This is a genomic window from Propionispora vibrioides, from assembly GCF_900110485.1.
GTDB lineage: Bacteria > Bacillota > Negativicutes > Propionisporales > Propionisporaceae > Propionispora > Propionispora vibrioides.
This window is the reverse complement of record NZ_FODY01000003.1, coordinates 14,585-32,059: the sequence shown is the minus strand read 5'-3', so window position 1 is coordinate 32,059 and position 17,475 is coordinate 14,585. Positions and strand designations below refer to the sequence as shown.

At 49.7% G+C, this 17,475-nt stretch carries 16 protein-coding genes; all 16 read left to right on the top strand.

Going from position 1 to position 17,475, the window contains the following annotated elements; genetic code table 11:
• The first annotated feature begins 11 nt into the window (after positions 1-11).
• Positions 12-1,253 carry a beta-ketoacyl-ACP synthase II gene (gene fabF / locus BMW43_RS03465; RefSeq protein ID WP_091744232.1) on the top strand — a complete coding sequence of 414 codons (1,242 nt, stop codon included), beginning with the start codon at positions 12-14 and terminating at the stop codon, positions 1,251-1,253.
• Between the two features lie 3 nt (positions 1,254-1,256).
• The gene (rnc, locus tag BMW43_RS03460) at positions 1,257-1,985 is read left to right on the top strand and encodes a ribonuclease III (RefSeq protein WP_091744015.1); all 729 of its coding nucleotides are present in this window, start codon (positions 1,257-1,259) and stop codon (positions 1,983-1,985) included.
• A gap of 63 nt (positions 1,986-2,048) precedes the next feature.
• On the top strand, positions 2,049-3,104 hold the full coding sequence (locus BMW43_RS03455; protein WP_091744014.1) for an elongator complex protein 3: 1,056 nt from the start codon (positions 2,049-2,051) through the stop codon (positions 3,102-3,104).
• A gap of 262 nt (positions 3,105-3,366) precedes the next feature.
• On the top strand, positions 3,367-3,627 hold the full coding sequence (locus tag BMW43_RS03450) for a stage V sporulation protein S (protein ID WP_091744013.1): 261 nt from the start codon (positions 3,367-3,369) through the stop codon (positions 3,625-3,627).
• A gap of 124 nt (positions 3,628-3,751) precedes the next feature.
• On the top strand, positions 3,752-7,309 hold the full coding sequence (gene smc, locus BMW43_RS03445; RefSeq protein ID WP_091744231.1) for a chromosome segregation protein SMC: 3,558 nt from the start codon (positions 3,752-3,754) through the stop codon (positions 7,307-7,309).
• A gap of 46 nt (positions 7,310-7,355) precedes the next feature.
• On the top strand, positions 7,356-8,267 hold the full coding sequence (ftsY, locus tag BMW43_RS03440; protein WP_091744012.1) for a signal recognition particle-docking protein FtsY: 912 nt from the start codon (positions 7,356-7,358) through the stop codon (positions 8,265-8,267).
• Positions 8,268-9,015: 748 nt separating this feature from the next.
• Positions 9,016-9,843: a nitrogenase iron protein gene (gene nifH, locus BMW43_RS03430; protein WP_091744010.1), complete on the top strand. Its 828-nt coding sequence runs from the start codon at positions 9,016-9,018 to the stop codon at positions 9,841-9,843.
• A gap of 104 nt (positions 9,844-9,947) precedes the next feature.
• Positions 9,948-11,516, top strand: a complete 1,569-nt coding sequence (gene anfD, locus BMW43_RS03425; protein ID WP_091744009.1) for a nitrogenase iron-iron protein, alpha chain — start codon at positions 9,948-9,950, stop codon at positions 11,514-11,516.
• 15 nt (positions 11,517-11,531) lie between these two features.
• Complete coding sequence (gene anfG, locus BMW43_RS03420) at positions 11,532-11,882, top strand: Fe-only nitrogenase subunit delta (RefSeq protein WP_091744008.1); 351 nt, start codon at positions 11,532-11,534, stop codon at positions 11,880-11,882.
• A gap of 13 nt (positions 11,883-11,895) precedes the next feature.
• Positions 11,896-13,284, top strand: coding sequence for a Fe-only nitrogenase subunit beta (anfK, locus tag BMW43_RS03415; RefSeq protein WP_091744007.1), 1,389 nt, complete (start codon positions 11,896-11,898; stop codon positions 13,282-13,284).
• 116 nt (positions 13,285-13,400) lie between these two features.
• Positions 13,401-13,853, top strand: a complete 453-nt coding sequence (locus tag BMW43_RS03410) for a hypothetical protein (RefSeq protein WP_218140588.1) — start codon at positions 13,401-13,403, stop codon at positions 13,851-13,853.
• Positions 13,854-13,903: 50 nt separating this feature from the next.
• Complete coding sequence (locus tag BMW43_RS03405; RefSeq protein WP_091744006.1) at positions 13,904-14,614, top strand: type 1 glutamine amidotransferase; 711 nt, start codon at positions 13,904-13,906, stop codon at positions 14,612-14,614.
• A gap of 6 nt (positions 14,615-14,620) precedes the next feature.
• Complete coding sequence (locus tag BMW43_RS03400) at positions 14,621-15,145, top strand: pyridoxamine 5'-phosphate oxidase family protein (protein WP_091744005.1); 525 nt, start codon at positions 14,621-14,623, stop codon at positions 15,143-15,145.
• A 60-nt stretch (positions 15,146-15,205) separates the two neighbouring features.
• A complete protein-coding gene (nifB, locus tag BMW43_RS03395; RefSeq protein WP_091744004.1) occupies positions 15,206-16,489 on the top strand; it encodes a nitrogenase cofactor biosynthesis protein NifB in 1,284 nt (427 codons plus the stop codon).
• 210 nt (positions 16,490-16,699) lie between these two features.
• Positions 16,700-17,026 carry a P-II family nitrogen regulator gene (locus BMW43_RS03390; protein WP_091744003.1) on the top strand — a complete coding sequence of 109 codons (327 nt, stop codon included), beginning with the start codon at positions 16,700-16,702 and terminating at the stop codon, positions 17,024-17,026.
• A gap of 11 nt (positions 17,027-17,037) precedes the next feature.
• The gene (locus BMW43_RS03385) at positions 17,038-17,451 is read left to right on the top strand and encodes a P-II family nitrogen regulator (protein ID WP_091744002.1); all 414 of its coding nucleotides are present in this window, start codon (positions 17,038-17,040) and stop codon (positions 17,449-17,451) included.
• Positions 17,452-17,475 lie beyond the last annotated feature (24 nt).

The window sequence follows — 17,475 nt, the reverse complement described above, 5'->3', positions numbered from 1 at the left end:
AGGTGAAGAGTTTGAAGAGGCGAGTTGTAATTACAGGATTAGGGGCTATTTCACCGATCGGTGTAGGCAAGGATGATTTTTGGCAAGCTCTGATGGAGGGCAAATGTGGCATTGGACGGATTACCCGCTTTGATCCAAGCGAATATTCGACGCAGATCGCCGGCGAAGTAAAGGATTTTGATCCGGTTAAATATATTGATAAGAAAGAATCCAAGCGGATGGACCGGGCGTCGCAGTTTGCGATTGCCGCCACCAAAATGGCTTTTGAAGATGCGGCCATGGATTTGGACAAGGAAGACCGTACCCGTATCGGCACGTTGGTGGGAACCGGTATTGGCGGTATTGAAACGCTGCATGAACAATATAAGATTTTGTTTGAAAAAGGACCCAACCGGGTGAGCCCGTTTTTTGTGCCGATGATGATCGGCAACATGGTAGCAGGCCATACGTCGATTACCTTTGGTTTGCAGGGACCAAACAGTTGTGTGGTCACCGCTTGTGCCACCGGCACCAATGCCATTGGCGACGCTTTTAGAATTATTGAACGGGGCGAGGCCGATGTGATGGTAGCCGGCGGTACGGAAGCGGCTATTTCACCGGCGGCGGTTGCCGGATTCTGCTCGATGAAGGCTATGTCTACCCGCAATGACGAACCGGAAAAGGCTTCACGGCCCTTTGAAAAAGAGCGTGACGGTTTTGTTATGGGTGAAGGCGCCGGTATTGTTATCTTAGAATCGTTGGAGCATGCATTGGCCAGAGGAGCGCGCATTTATGCGGAAGTAGCCGGCTACGGCCACAATGCGGATGCTTACCATATTACTGCACCGGCTCCGGAAGGTGCCCAGGCAGCCAGATGTATGGCTATGGCTTTGGCCGATGCCGGTTTAAAACCGGAAGACGCCGATTATATTAACGCTCACGGAACATCGACACCGCTTAATGACAAAAATGAAACACTGGCCATCAAATCCCTGTTTGGCGATCATGCTTATAAGTTGGCGGTAAGCTCCATTAAATCCATGACCGGTCACTTGCTGGGAGCTGCCGGGGGGATTGAGTGCATCGCTACGGCACTTACCATTGCCAACAGCATGATTCCGCCGACCATCAATTACGATACGCCTGATCCGGAACTGGACCTGGATTATGTTCCTAACAAGGCGCGGGAAGGCGTAGTGAATGTGGCGCTGTCCAATTCGTTTGGTTTTGGCGGCCATAACGCTACCATCCTTTTGAAAAAGTACCAAGCGTAAGCGATGAAAACGTTGCTGGATAAACCACGGCTCCAGGCGTTGGCCGCCTTGAGCGGGGTATTAGGTGTCGAGTTTAAGGAAATTTCTTTGCTGAATCAGGCGCTTGTTCATACTTCATTCGCCAATGAGAATAAGCATATGGGCGTTATGCATAATGAACGGCTGGAATTTCTGGGCGATGCCGTTCTTGATCTGGTGATCAGCCAATTCCTTTTTAACCGCTTTCCCAACCTAACGGAAGGCGAACTGACCAAGGCGCGCGCCGTCATTGTCTGCGAGCCGACCCTGGCCCGACACGCGGCCAGACTGGGAATCGGCAAGTATTTGCTGCTAGGGAAGGGCGAGCTTAGCTCAGGCGGTAGGGACCGTATCTCCATTCTGGCCGATTCCTTTGAGTCTCTCATTGGCGCCGTATATCTGGATGGCGGCTTTGAGCGGGCGGCGGACTTTGTTCTGCAGCAGTTGAAAGAGGAACTGGTATTGGTTGAGCAGGGGCAGTATATAAAAGATTACAAGACTCTGCTGCAGGAATCCATCCAAAAGCATAATGACAGTAAAATTGTCTATGAAATTGTATCGGAACGAGGGCCTGATCATGATAAAGTATTTGAAGTATCCGTTGTGGTCAATTCAAATACCTTAGGATGGGGAACTGGGAAAAGCAAAAAGGAAGCGGAGCAGTTTGCCGCTAGACAAGCCTTGATCAAACTCCATATCATCGATGAAAAATAAACAGGGGCGGCCAGTGGGTCGCCCTTGCGTTCTACCTGAGAAGGGTAATATTAAGAGGGCTATATGAAGCACTTTATCATTCCTGTTTTTATCCCGCACTTTGGTTGTACTCACCAGTGCGTTTTTTGCAATCAAAAGAAAATTACCGGCAGCAGTGCCACAAGGTTAAGCGGCAAAGACGTTGCGGACTTGATTGAGCTGCATTTGGCCAGGCTTGACCGGCCGCGCCGGGTTGAAGTGGCTTTTTATGGCGGCAGCTTTACCGCTCTTTCTTTAAACTATCAGCGCGAGCTGCTGACACCGGCTGCTCAGGCGCAGCGGGAGGGACGAATCCATGCTATTCGCCTTTCGACCCGTCCTGATGCCATTTCCTCCGATATTTTGCAGCAGTTGATTTCTTATGGTGTCAGTATCGTTGAGTTAGGAGCTCAGTCGCTGGATGACGGCATCCTGGCGACCGCGGCGCGAGGGCATACGGTGAACGATATTGAGCAGGCGGTTTGCCTGCTGCGGGAAGCGGGACTGTCCTGTGGCCTGCAGCTGATGCTGGGGCTGCCCGGTGAAACCTGGGAGCTGTTGCCGCAGGTGGCGGCCCGGCTGCTGCGTTTGAAGCCCGATATAATGCGGCTTTATCCTACTCTGGTAATTGCCGGCACGCCGCTGGCTGATTTGTATCAGAACGGGCGCTATGTGCCGCTTGCCTTGGATGAGGCGGTGCGGCGGGCGGCTTTTCTCAAGCTGCTTTGCGAACAACAGGGAATTTCCGTCATCCGTACAGGGCTGCAGGCTACGGAAGAGCTTGATCAGCCTTCGGTGGTGCTGGCTGGGCCGTATCACCCGTCTTTTGGCGAAATGGTGGAAGCCCACCTTTTTTCTCTGATGTTTCAACGGTTTGCGGTCGGGAAAGAATTGAGCGGCCGTCAGCTTGCTATTCTACATCATCCGCGTGATCATTCAAAACTTCGGGGCTTAGGCAATGCCAATCTTAGAAATTGGCAGGAACAGTATGGTTTTAACAAGCTGAGCCTGTATCCGGCAGGGGATAAAGCGGGTGAACTGATAATCGAATATGAAGGTCTCTCCCATGTGGTAAACAAACAGATGCTCTGTCAGCTTTAGAGAACTACTGATTCATTCCCACTGTGCGTCCTGACGGAGCTTTTTTCGTCTGGCTGTGTCAATAGAACCTTGAAATAGCTGAGTTTTTTCAAGGTTGTCCCCGCTTGGCATATGGAAAAATTTCCCGTTATACCGGCAGGCTTAATACATCATCAGTTCCTTAGCTGACAAAAGAGGAATTTTTAGGAAACCTCCCGAATATCCTATTGATATACAAGAAAGTTTATACAGCCCCAATAGTTATTGATGAGGAGGTTTACTAATGGAAATCCTTAAAGTATCTGCACAATCGAGTCCTAAATCTGTAGCAGGTGCTCTGGCTGCCGTATTAAGAGAAAAGCATTCCGCAGAAGTGCAGGCAGTGGGGGCAGGGGCGGTCAATCAGGCCATTAAGGCTATTGCCATATCACGGGGGTTTGTGGCGCCAAACGGTATGGATCTCATTACAATACCTGCTTTTGCTGAAATTTCAATTGAGGGCGAAGAACGGACTGCAATCCGGTTTATTGTGGAGCCACGGTAAAGTTTTTTATTGGCGGAGACCTGTTTGCAAAATAAGCAAACAGGTTTTTTAATACATAGCTGAGAGGGACAGGCTTTATCTGAAAGTCTGTCCTGAGAAAAGTTTGGAATGTGTGGTGAATTTGTTGCTGTTACGTAGGTTGGAGGCTTATGGATTTAAGTCATTTGCGGATAAAACAGAAGTGGATTTTGGACCGGGCATTACGGTAGTGGTTGGTCCCAATGGCAGCGGGAAAAGCAATATCTCCGATGCCATACGCTGGGTGCTTGGCGAGCAGAATATCCGGAATTTACGCGGCTCCAGGGTAGAAGATATTATTTTTTCCGGCAGTACCGGACGGCGCGCGCTGGGCGTGGCGGAGGTTTCGCTGGTTTTTGATAATACCGACGGCGTGCTGCCGCTGGATTTTAATGAAGTAACGATTACCCGCCGGGTTTTCCGGTCTGGCGAGAGTGAGTATTTCATTAATAAGGCACACTGCCGCTTAAAAGATATTCATGACCTGTTGGCCGATACCGGACTGGGGCGGGAAGCTATGCCGGTTATCAGCCAAAACAAGGTAGATGAAATATTAAACAGCAAACCCGAGGAACGGCGCCTGATTTTTGAAGAGGCTGCCGGCATTACCCGTTATAAAAACCGGAAAAAGGAAGCTTTACGAAAACTGGACGATACGGAGCAGAATCTGGTCCGCCTGGAGGATATCATTTCGGAAATCGAATTACAGCTTGAACCGCTGGAGGCCAGTGCTGCCCGGACTTCGCGCTACCAAGAGCTGCAGGAGGAATTGACGGCCTGCCGCATTACTTTGCTGGTGGACAAGCTGAAAAAGGCGGAGCAGATGATGGAAAGCGCCACTTTGCAGGAGTTTGCTCTGAAAGAGGAAGAACTGACCGTGGGCAATCAGGTTCTGCTGGGCGAGGCCGAACTTGAACGTCTGACCGCTCAACTGGCGGAACTGGAAGAAAACTTGCGTGGAACTGGAGAGAGCCTGCAGCAGGCTTACCGGGAAACCGAGCGGCTGGAAGGCCGAATTGCCTTGCTGGCTGAAAAAATCTCCCAGGGCTCGGCTGTCGGCGAACGAATAGCAGCCGAAGAGCAACAGAACCGGGAACAGGCGAAAACTTTGCAAGACCGTCTAGCGGAAAGCGGCCGCCAACTGGCAGAAAAGCGCGAACAGGTTCTGGTGCTGCAGCAGAACCTGACCAAAAGCCAGGATGCCTATCAGCAGACTGCGGCGGACATCCAGGCGGCGGAAGCCCGGTTGGAGCTTTGCAAGGAACAGTCTTTTGATTATTTGCAGGAATTGGTTAGTGCCCGTAATGAGATTGGCACGTTGGAAAAAGATATGGCTAAACTGCTGACCAATCAGGGGGAGTACGCCCGGGAATTGGCGGGATACGGCGAGCAGCTTACACAGACCGGCCAGGCGGCGGAAACAGCGCTGGCTGAGAAGACCGGTTTGGCCGAAAGAATGGCTGAGCTACTCAAGGAGGAACAGCGGCTTGCTGAAGTAAAACAAGCTCTGGAAGCGGACTGCCGAGATTTGCAGAACAAAGAAAAGGCTTTGCAGGTAAAACTGAATGAGTTTGCTTCCAAACATAAAATCCTGTCTCACATGCAGCAGGATTTTGATGGATTTGGTCGCAGCAGCAAGAGTGTCCTGCAGAACCGGGCAGCCTGGCGCCAGGGAATTTGCGGCGCGGTGGCTCAATTAATTCAGGTGCCGGACCCTTATGTGACGGCGGTGGAGACTGCTTTAGGCGGTGCCTTGCAATATCTTGTTACCGAAGATGAAACGACAGCCAAGCAGGCCATCGCTTTTTTAAAGGACCAACGTCTGGGCCGGGCTACTTTCCTGCCGCTTACTACTATTCAGACCGGCACGCCGCGGGATTATGAACTAAAAGCAGCGGCGGCGGCCGGTTCACTGGGACTGGCCTCAGCCGTGGTTGGATGTGAACAGAAATACCGCAAAGTGGTGGAATTCCTGCTGGGAAGGACCATCGTAGCCGAAAATATTGACGCTGCGCTGGCTATTGCCAAGAACTATCAGTATCGTGTGAGAATTGTTACGCTTGACGGGCAGCAGGTTAATCCGGGCGGTTCTCTGACCGGCGGTAGTACGCATCGCCGGGAAAACAGCTTTTTAAGTCGCAGCAATGAAATTGCCGCGTTGGAAAAGACCATCGGGGAAACCAAGTCGTCCCTGGAACAAGCTCAGCAAGCGGTGAGTGCCGCCGAACGAAAGCGGCTGGAGCTGGATAAAACGGCGGAGGTTAAGCTGGCAGAAAAGCAAGCCCTGGAAGTGCGGCTGGCGCAGCTTGAAGTGCATGGGACCAATCTGCAGGGAGAACTGCGGCGTTTGCAAATGGCGGTAGATAGTCTGCAGGAGGAAATGGATTCTTTCACCGGTGAGAAAACGGCAATGCAAACTAAATTGGCTCAAAAACAAGAAGCTGTTCTTGTTTTGGAAAATCGTGATGCCGAGCATAAACAGGAGATGCTTCGTTGGCAGCAGGAACTTAAGCTGTTGAATGAGCAAAAAGATTTGGCCGGTCATGCGGTGACCGACTGCAGGGTTTCGCTTACAGCGCTGGAACAGCAAATGCAGGCTGCGGAAAGCGAAAGCCAAATGCTCCGGACGGAACTGGCAAAGACAGACGCCGTTCTGCAGCGATTGGCTAATGAAGCGGAAACGCTGCGGGAACAGACAGCCGGCTATGATGCCGAGCTGAAAGAAGTGAAGGAGCTGCACCGGACGACAGAGGGTCAGACTGCCGACTGCCTGGCGGCGAAGAAAGAACTGGAGTCCGGCAAGTATGCCGCGTTAACGGAACTTACCAAGCTGGAAAAGGAGATAAAGGATAAACGGCGGCGTCACAATGAAATCCAAAACCGGCTGCATGAATTTGAACTGATGGCCACAAAATACAAGTATGAATTGGAGACTTGCCGCAAGGAACTGACCGAACGGTGTAATGTTTCCTGGGAAGAGGCTGTAGCCCGCTGCCGCGAGGGCAGTGTAGCGGAGCTAACGGTGCAAGCTAAATGGCTGGAAGAGGAGATTGCTCTGTTGGGACCGGTTAATCATAGCGCGATTGAAGAATTTGCCCGCGTGCGGGAACGGTATGAGTTTCTGCGGAATCAATCGGAGGATTTAAAAAATGCCCGCGAATATTTAGCAACGATTATTCAAGATATCGACAAGAAAATGTCCAAGCAATTCAGCGTGGCCTTTAAAGAAATTAATCAGCATTTCAGTGGGATCTTTGAGCGCCTGTTCGGTGGCGGCAAGGCCTGGCTGTCTCTGCTGGAACCGGACAAACCGCTGGAAACGGGGGTTGAAGTCTGGGTGCAGCCGCCCGGCAAAAAGCAGCAAAGCCTGGTATTATTATCGGGTGGGGAACGGGCTTTGACGGTCATTGCCTTACTGTTTGCCTTTTTAACCTACCGGCCGGCACCGTTTACCATGGTAGATGAGATCGATGCTCCGCTTGACGAAGCCAACCTGCAGCGCTTCAGCGGCTTTCTGCGGGATTATGCCCAGAGTACTCAGTTTATTGTAGTCACCCACCGGAAGGGAACTATGGAAGTGGCCGATATCATTCACGGCGTTACCATGGAAGAGTCCGGTGTTTCCCGTCTGGTTTCCGTCAAACTGGTGGATGCTGCGGGATAAACAGAGGTAAGGGCGTGTGAAAAAATAGGAATTAGGTGGAATGAATATGGGCTTTTTTGATAAATTGAAAGTCGGTCTGGAAAAGACCCGCAAAGGCTTAACCGAGAAGATTGAACAGTTGATTGTCGGCTATGCCGACATTGACGATGAGTTTTTGGATGATCTGGAGGCTATCTTACTGACCGCCGATGTGGGGGTAAAAACAACAGCACAACTGCTGTCGGACGTCCGGGCCGGGATTAAGAACAAGCAAATTCAGTCGCCGGAAGAATTAAAGCCGTTTTTGCAGGAGAAAATCAGTGCTATTTTAATGAATGGTGAAACGGCGGAGCCCGAGGTACAGCCGCCCATGGTGATTATGGTGGTAGGAGTTAACGGTGTGGGAAAAACGACCACCATCGGCAAACTGGGCAATTACTACCGGGAGCAGGGTAAGACGGTCATGCTGGCGGCCGGCGATACCTTCCGTGCTGCGGCCATTGAACAATTGGAAATCTGGGGCGGCCGGATCGGAGCGGAGGTTATCAAGCATACGGAGGGTTCCGATCCGGCGGCCGTAGTGTTTGACGCCGTCCAATCGGCTAAGGCACGAAAAGTGGATGTGCTGATTATTGATACGGCGGGACGGCTGCATACTAAGTCCAACCTAATGGAGGAACTGAAAAAAATCTATCGGATTATCAACCGGGAGCTGCCGGGAGCGCCGCACAGCACCTTGCTGGTATTGGATGCAACTACCGGTCAGAACGCTGTAAACCAGGCCAAACTGTTTGGCGAAGCCGCTGCCGTGTCCGGCTTGGTTCTGACCAAGCTGGACGGTACGGCCAAGGGTGGCGTGGTGATTGCCATCAAGTCGGAATTGAATGTTCCCGTTCGCTGGATCGGTATCGGTGAAGGGCTACAGGATTTGCGTCCTTTTGATCCGGCGGCGTTCAGCCAGGCATTGTTTGCCGATTAATCATAAAAACAAGGATCTGTTAAAGAGATCCTTGTTTTTATTTATACACAGATACTAACTAGATAAACTAAATCAACAAAAACAAATTAAATTAACTAAAACATATTGACTCTATGGATTTGGTGTAGTATTATAAGACAAAAGCAAGTTTAATATTCTCTGGAGCAGGGTGTTTGGCAGTACTTTGCCTGGCAGATACGAAGGGGTATCAATGAACCGGAACGGTTCATTGATACCCCTTTTTTACAGCAGGCCGTTTTACTCGCGATACCACGAATATAGCGGGTAAAGAAAGCAGTCTTGCCTGGCGGCTAACTATTTAACGCTAAAAATAAAAGCTTCATGGATACCACGAATATCCATGAAGCAGAGGTAAATCTCCTATTCTCAGTGGCACTAAGTTTATTTGATTTGCCCATTTTGCATTATAGCAAAACAGGCAGGGAGTTTCAAGGTGTTCTTAGAGAAAAAGGTAGCTTTATTGAAATGAAAGGGGGTGGTTATCAAAAGAAGACTGTTAGAGCTGGTTAATAGGCAAAAATAACTGTACCGGAAGGAGCTGAGGATATATCGTCCATATATGCTTTAAAAACAAAAGCTTTGAGGATACCACGAATATCCGCAAAGCCGTTGTTAAACCCAGTGGCACTAGGTTTATTTAATTTGCCTGTTTCTATTATAACGGGAAGTATTTTGAATTTCAACTATAATTTTAAAAAATCTGTTAATTTAAAAGGAGGGCATACACATGCCAAGAAAAATTGCGATTTATGGTAAAGGCGGAATTGGTAAATCCACGACCCAGCAAAATACGGCAGGAGCTATGGCTCATTTTTACGATAAAAAGGTATTTATCCACGGCTGCGATCCCAAGGCTGATTCAACCCGGCTGATTTTAGGGGGAATGAACCAAAAAACCTTGATGGATATGCTGCGTGACGAAGGGGAAGACAAAATTACCACCGATAGAGTGGTAAAAGACGGTTATCTGGGAATCCGTTGTGTGGAATCGGGTGGTCCCGAGCCGGGAGTTGGTTGTGCCGGTCGGGGTGTTATCACGGCTATTGACCTGATGGAGAAAAATGGCGCCTATACAGATGATTTGGATTTTGTGTTTTTTGACGTACTTGGTGACGTTGTCTGCGGCGGATTTGCCATGCCGATCAGGGATGGCAAGGCGCAGGAGGTTTATATTGTTGCTTCCGGCGAAATGATGGCCATTTACGCAGCCAATAATATTTGCAAAGGCCTGCTGAAATACGCTAAACAAAGCGGTGTGCGGCTAGGCGGTGTTATTTGCAATAGCCGTAAGGTAGACCGGGAAAGAGAATTCCTGGAAGAGTTTACGGCAGCGATTGGTACCCAGATGATCCATTTTGTACCGCGGGACAATATCGTTCAGAAAGCTGAATTTAATAAGAAAACAGTTGTTGAATACGATGCAGATTGCAACCAGGCCAAAGAATACGGCGAACTGGCCCGCAAGATTATTGAAAACGATAAATTTGTCATTCCCAAGCCGCTCACCATGGATGCGTTGGAGGCTATGGTGGTCAAATACGGGATTTCAGATTGAGCAATCGACTGTGTAGCGGTAACCGGCTGTTTAACTTATAACGGTAACCGGTGGTAATTGTATCTGTATATGTATTGATTAACGATATGAGGGAGGACCTTGTCATGCCGTATCATGAGTTTGAATGCAGCAAATGCATTCCGGAAAGAAAAAAACACGCGGTGGTAAAAGGCCCCGGTGAAACGTTGGCCGATGCACTGCCGCTCGGCTATCTCAATACCATACCCGGCACCATTTCTGAACGGGGCTGTGCCTACTGCGGCGCGAAGCATGTTATCGGAACACCAATGAAGGATGTCATTCACATGAGTCACGGACCGGTAGGCTGTACCTATGACACTTGGCAGACTAAACGCTATATCAGTGATAACGATAATTTTCAGCTAAAATACACCTATGCTACGGATATGAAGGAAAAGCATATTGTCTTTGGTGCGGAAAAGCTGCTTAAGCAAAATATCATTGAAGCTTTTAAAGCGTTTCCCAATATCAAACGGATGACTCTTTACCAGACTTGTGCTTCGGCGCTGATTGGCGACGATATCAACGCCATTGCTGATGAAGTAATGGAGGAATTACCTGATGTGGACATTTTCGTCTGTAACTCCCCCGGCTTCGGCGGTCCTAGCCAGTCCGGCGGACATCATAAAATCAATATTGCCTGGATTAATCAAAAGGTTGGCAATGTGGAGCCTAAAATCACCAGCGACTACGTGATCAATTATGTCGGTGAGTATAATATTCAGGGCGACCAGGAAGTAATGGTAGATTATTTTAAACGAATGGGTATTCAGGTGTTGTCTACTTTTACGGGCAATGGATCTTATGATGATCTTCGGGCGATGCACAGAGCTCATCTTAATGTATTGGAGTGTGCCCGCTCGGCCGAATATATCTGTAACGAACTCAGGCAGCGCTATGGGACGCCACGGCTTGATATTGACGGCTTCGGTTTTGAGCCGCTGTCGGCATCCTTACGCAAGGTAGCGATGTTCTTTGGCATTGAGGAGCGGGCGGAAGCCATCATTGCCGAAGAAACGGCTCGTTGGAAGCCGGAATTGGACTGGTATAAGGAGCGCCTGAAGGGCAAGCGGGTTTGCCTGTGGCCCGGCGGATCGAAGCTTTGGCACTGGGCTCATGTTATCCATGCGGAAATGGGCGTTGATGTTGTTTCGGTTTACACCAAGTTCGGCCATCAGGGCGATATGGAAAAAGGCATTGCCCGCTGCGAAGAAGGGGCTTTGGCTATTGACGATCCAAACGAGTTGGAAGGTCTGGAGGCTATGTATAACTTAAAGCCTGACGTGATTTTTACCGGCAAACGGCCCGGCGAGGTAGCGAAGAAGATTCGTGTTCCCTATCTGAATGCCCATGCCTATCATAACGGTCCCTATAAAGGTTTTGAGGGCTGGGTGCGGTTTGCCCGCGACATCTATAACGCTATTTATTCGCCGATACACAAGCTTGCTTATCTGGATATCAGCAAGGATGAGATTGCCACAGATAAGGGATTTGAAACCCGGCAAATGCTTTCCGATACCAATTTGAGTCCGGAAATAACTGCTTCAACTGATCTGCGCCAATATACCGGGAAGTTTGACAGCGTCTCCGACCTACGGAGCAAAACCTATTCCAGCTTCCCGCCGGCGCAACCAAAACTTTCAGTGGTATAAGGGAGGTGCCGATCTATGGATGATGTTATGCGTGAGCGAATTGAACAGTTGGTTGATTATATTATGAAGAATTGCCTGTGGCAGTTTCATTCCCGGGCCTGGGATCGGGAAAAGCAAAATGAGGGGATTCTTACCAAAACGATGCAGATTTTATGTGACGAACCGGTTGAGAAGGAAACTCCTCAGGATAAATGCTACTGGGTTGATGCCGTCATTTTGGCTGAAGCTTACCGGCAGCGGTATGAGTGGATTCATGCTATGGATAAGGCCGAATTAAAACTGCTTATGCAGGGGCTGAAGGAGCGGATGGATTATCTGACGATTACCGGGTCGCTTAATGAAGAGCTAACCGTACCTCTCTATTAGGAAGGATGATATTATGGCTTGCGAATTAAAAGAAAAAGAGCGTGCTGGAATTATCAACCCCATATTTACCTGCCAGCCCTGCGGTTCCCAGTTTGTCAGCATTGGAATCAAGGATTGTATTGGCATCGTGCATGGTGGTCAAGGTTGCGTTATGTTTGTCCGATTGCTTTTCTCGCAGCATTTTAAGGAAAGCTTTGAAATTGCATCTTCTTCTGTGCATGAGGACGGCGCCGTATTCGGGGCGCTGAACCGGGTGGAGCAGGCGGTTGACGTGCTGTTGATGCGGTATCCCCATGTGAAAGTTGTGCCGATTATAACCACTTGCTCGACAGAAGTTATCGGTGATGATATTGACGGGGTTATAACGAAACTCAATAATGGACTGTTAAAAGAAAAATATCCTGGTCGGGAAGTATATTTAATCCCCATTCACGCACCAAGCTTTAAGGGAAGCATGGTCACCGGGTATGATGCGGCCGTAAAAGATGTGGTCAGCTATTTTGCCAAGAAGGGTGAGCCGAACGGGAAACTGAATTTGATTACCGGCTGGGTTAATCCCGGTGATGTAACCGAACTGAAACATTTGCTGGCGGCCATGGAAGTTGACACAACCGTTCTTTTTGAGATTGAAAGTTTCGACTCTCCGTTAATGCCTGACGGAAACCATGTCTCTCATGGCAATACCACCATTGAAGACTTAGCGGGAACGGCTAACGCGTTAGGCACGATCGCCCTGAACCGCTATGAGGGAGGGCAGGCTGCGGAATATCTGGAAAGCGAATTTGATGTACCGGCCATTATCGGCCCTACGCCGATTGGAATCCGCAATACCGATTCGTTTTTGCAGAATGTAAAAAGCCTGACCGGCAAATCAATACCACCTTCTTTAGTCAAAGAACGGGGCATTGCCATTGACGCTATTACAGATGTGGCCCATTTATTTCTGGCCGATAAAAAGGTTGCCATTTATGGGAATCCCGATCTCGTGATCGGTCTGGCCGAGTTCTGTCTTGATCTGGGAATGAAGCCTATGCTGCTGCTGCTTGGTGATGATCGTAAGGACTATCCCCTGGATCCCCGCATTAAAGCGCTCCAGGAAAATGTAGATTACGATATGGAAATTATCACTAATGCCGATTTGTGGGAATTGGAAAACCGGATAAAAAATGAAGGGCTTGAGCTGGATTTGATTCTGGGCCACTCCAAGGGACGGTTTACCTCGATTGATAACAATATACCCATGGTAAGAGTCGGTTTTCCCACTTATGACCGTGCCGGGTTGCACCGGTACCCCGTAGTTGGTTATGCCGGAGCCATGTGGCTGGCCGAGGCTATGGCCAATACCCTGTTTACTGATATGGAGTATAAAAAGAGTAAAGAATGGATGCTGAATGTTTGGTGAAAGATTAGGCAGCAATACCGTTAAAGACAACAAAAGTGCAGAAATCCAACAGTAACCTGCATACTGCCGGTTTGACTGAAAACCGGCAGTATGTAAGGAGAAAAGAGGCTGGTCATATGATGGACATAAGCGAAATCGATGTGGCGGCGTTTGAGGAAAACTACCGTAGCAGCAGGATGTATCATTTCCGGGCCCGACAATTTCTGGAAGAAGGCCAGCATGCCAGCGTAGTCTTTAACGTGGCCTCGGTTGCGCTGGAAAACTATCTGATTGCCTTGTGCCTGCTGTACGGGATTGAGCCGGAAAATCATAACTATATTTGCCTGATGGAGGCCGTCGAAGAAATAGACTGTCTGGTTGTTTCACCGGAACTGAATCAGTCGATCCGTTCGCTGGACCAGATTTTTGGTATCTGTTCGCTGGAAAATTATTTTCACGGCGCACCGGAGTTAACCGATATGGTGAAAGTGTTAGAGTTGTGTGAAGCCGTGGCGGAACTGTTCGATCCGATAAGGATCGGTGACGTACGGCGTTTTGCCCAGCAGCAGAAGGAAAGCTGCCCGACTTGACCGAATAAGGCCGATAAAAGTGTAGTTGATAGGACCTGAAGGGGGTTGCCATGAGAATTCATTATTTGCAGCATGTTCCTTTTGAGAACCCGGCCATGCTTGTCACCTGGGCGCATGAACGAGGACACCGGCTTACGGGTACGCACCTGTATAATTTTGAGGCGGTGCCTGAACCGGACCAGTTTGACTGGCTGGTGATTATGGGCGGTCCGATGAATATTTACGAAGAAGAGCAATACCCCTGGCTGGGTTATGAGAAGGACTGCATTCGAAAGGCCATTGAGCAAGATAAAGTAGTCCTGGGCATTTGCCTGGGGGCGCAGCTCATAGCCGATGTATTGGGCGGTAAAGTTACGAAGAATCCAGTGGCCGAAATCGGCTGGCTGCCGGTTACCCTGTACAAAGAAAAAATCCAGGGAAAATTTTTTGACGGATTTCCGGAAAGCTTTCCCGTTTTTCAGTGGCATAACGACACTTTCAGTATGCTCGGCGAGGAGTCGGTCTGCATCGCCTCCAGCGAGGGCTGCCCTCATCAAGCCTTTATGTACCGGGATCGGGTTTTTGGTTTCCAGTTTCATCTGGAAAGCACGGCCGCCAGCATTAACTCATTGCTTTATCATTGTGCCGACGAGCTGCGGCCGGGACCTTATGTGCAGACAGCTCAAGCCATTCGGGAGAATATGGGGATACTGGCGGTGGTTAATTCACTGATGACAGAATTTCTTGACCGTCTGGCAGCGTATACCGCAAACGAGAGGTGAACAAAGATGGAGCAAATCAGCTATACTCAGCGAATTTGTCATGATCAGGAAAAAGTCGAACGCTTCTTAGCCGAACAGCGGGTGGGGACACTGAGCATGTGCGATTCAAGCGGCATCCCCTATGCTTTACCGGTGAATTATGTGTATTGGAACGGCAAGATATACATCCATGGCATGGGGAGCGGCAGGAAACATACCGTTCTGGCTAAGCAGCCGTCAGTTTGTTTCACTGTCTTTGAAGAGTTCGGCACGGTGACTGACGCTCATCCGGCCAAATGTGATACGGCGTATCTGAGCGTGGTTATCTTTGGTAAGGCTTTGCCGGTAGTGGACACAGTGGAAAAAACGGCAGCCCTGAACCGGCTGTTGGAGAAATTTCTTCCCGGCTTTTTTAAGAGTCCATTGACCGGTGAATTTGTGGAGCAGTACCGGTCATCTTTCGATAACAAAACGGTTATGGTTTACGGCATCGAGGTGGCAGAACTCACCGCAAAGGAAAATCCGGTGGCCGGACAAGACCTGTTTAAGTAAAAATTCCTGTTCTGACGAAGACTGCAGTCAGCCAGGTATTATGGAAATGGAGGGGAGCATATGGAGCAGCCATGTCCCAAGACCGATCTGTCCGGTGAAGCGGTGGAACTGGCAGCCAAGACAGCTAAACATCCCTGCTATTCGTTCGAAGCGCACCAAAAGTTTGCCCGAATGCATCTGCCGGTGGCGCCGGTATGTAATATCAGTTGCAACTATTGCAACCGCAAATACGACTGTGTGAATGAAAGCCGGCCCGGCGTAACCAGTTCCGTACTGACACCGGAAGAAGCGCTGGCCAAGTTTACCAGGGTAAAGGCTGAATTACCGCAGCTCAGCGTAGTCGGTATTGCCGGACCGGGTGACGCGCTGGCTAACTGGAGAGCAGTCCGGAAAAGCATTGAACTGATTAAGGCTGCCGCACCGGATACTATCTTTTGTCTGTCGACCAATGGACTGATGCTGCCGCGCTATGCCCCAGAGATTGTGGAGCTGGGTATCCGGCACGTAACGGTCACGGTAAACTGTCTGGAGCCGGCTATTGGCGCGAGCATCTATCACCACGTCCATTATCAGGGGAACTATTACGTGGGGGAAAGTGCGGCGAACATTCTAATCAACAACCAACTGACCGGCATTGAACGGTTAGCCGCCAATGGTGTTTTGGTCAAGGTCAATACTGTGATGATCAAAGCAATTAACGGCAGTCACATTCCTGAGGTCGTGAAAGCAGTAAAGGAGCGGGGCGCGGCGTTGTCCAATATCATGCCGCTTATTCCGGCACCGGGCAGCGTGTTTAGACATTTTCCTCAGACCAGCCGCAAAGAAGTGGAAGCTTTGCGGGATCTGTGTCAGAGTGAATTGCCACAAATGCGGCACTGTCAGCAATGCCGGGCCGATGCCATTGGCCTTTTGAATGAGGACCAGTCCTATAAATTCCGGGATGCGAAAAAGGAATTGCCCGGCAACTGTCAGTCTAAGCACGGACTTTATAAGGTAGCCGTTACGTCCCGGAACAGGAGGATGATTGATTTGCATTACGGCTATGCCGAAGCTTTTCATATTTATGAGACTGACGGCAGCCGTAGTACCTTCCTGGAAACGAGGAATGTCGCAAAGTATTGTTCCGGGAAGGCCACCTGTGAGGAAAGTGAAGCGGTAAAGGCTGCTGTAGTGCAAAATTTTGCCGATTGCGATGCCGTACTGACCATGCGTATTGGCTATGAGGCTCAAAAACGTCTGCAGGAACGGGGCATTGCCGTGGTAGAATCCTGTGCCGGTGTGGAAGAAGGCTTGCTGCATGCCTTTCAGGTACTGGAAGCTGCCCGGACGCCCGGAATTGCCTAGGGAACCGCTGATTTAATGAGCCTGCCGGTCTAGTGAGAGATTTTTTCGGATGGCAGGGAAGTAAAACCGCAGGAATAGCGGTCCCTATTTCAAGAGTGGCTGACGCAGCCAGAGGGAAAAAGATCCGTTTGGGTGTGCGGTGTGAATAAATCAGTGGTTCCCTAGTATCGATGATAACACAATAAAAGAGAGCAGGAGGATGAGCATAGCATGATTATGATCAGAGCGATTATCAGACCTGAAAAAAGAGATGAAGTTCTGAACGAACTGGCTGCCGGGGGCTTTAATGCCGCTACCGTACTGGATGTGGTCGGCAGGGGGAAGCAGAAAGGTATTAAGCTGGCCGGCGTGGTTTATGATGAAATTCCCAAGACGATGATTATTATGGTAGTCCACGCCGCAGACCAGGAGGCAATTGCGAATATCATTCTACAGACAGCTAAATCGGGGGATCAGGGATTGTTTGGCGACGGAAAGATTTTTGTCTCACCGGTGGAAGAGGTGTATACTATTTCCAGCGGCAAAACCGGACTATAGGGGGCGGCATTATGAAAGAAATTATTGCGGTGGTAAGGATGGGCAAGGTCAGTGCTACCAAACGGGCCCTGGTTGAAGCCGGTGTGGCCGGTTTTACCGCCTCCAAGGTGCTAGGCAGAGGCAAGCTGGTCAAGGACCCTGCGGTAATCGAAGCCCGCAAACAGGAATTGCTGGCCCTTAACAAAAGCAAGGATAAACAAGAAGCGGAACTGTTGATTGATACCTTCCTGAATGGAGTCCGGCTGTTTCCGCGGCGATTGTTTAACGTCATTGCCCACGACGAGGATGTTCCCCGGATTGTGCAGGCGATTATGGCGGTAAACCGGACGGATAATCAGGTCGGTGACGGCAAAATTTTTGTCCTGCCGCTGAGCGATGCTATCCGGGTACGGACCGGCGAAACAGGTGACAGCGCGATTTGGTGAAATGATTATCATTCAACCAATAGA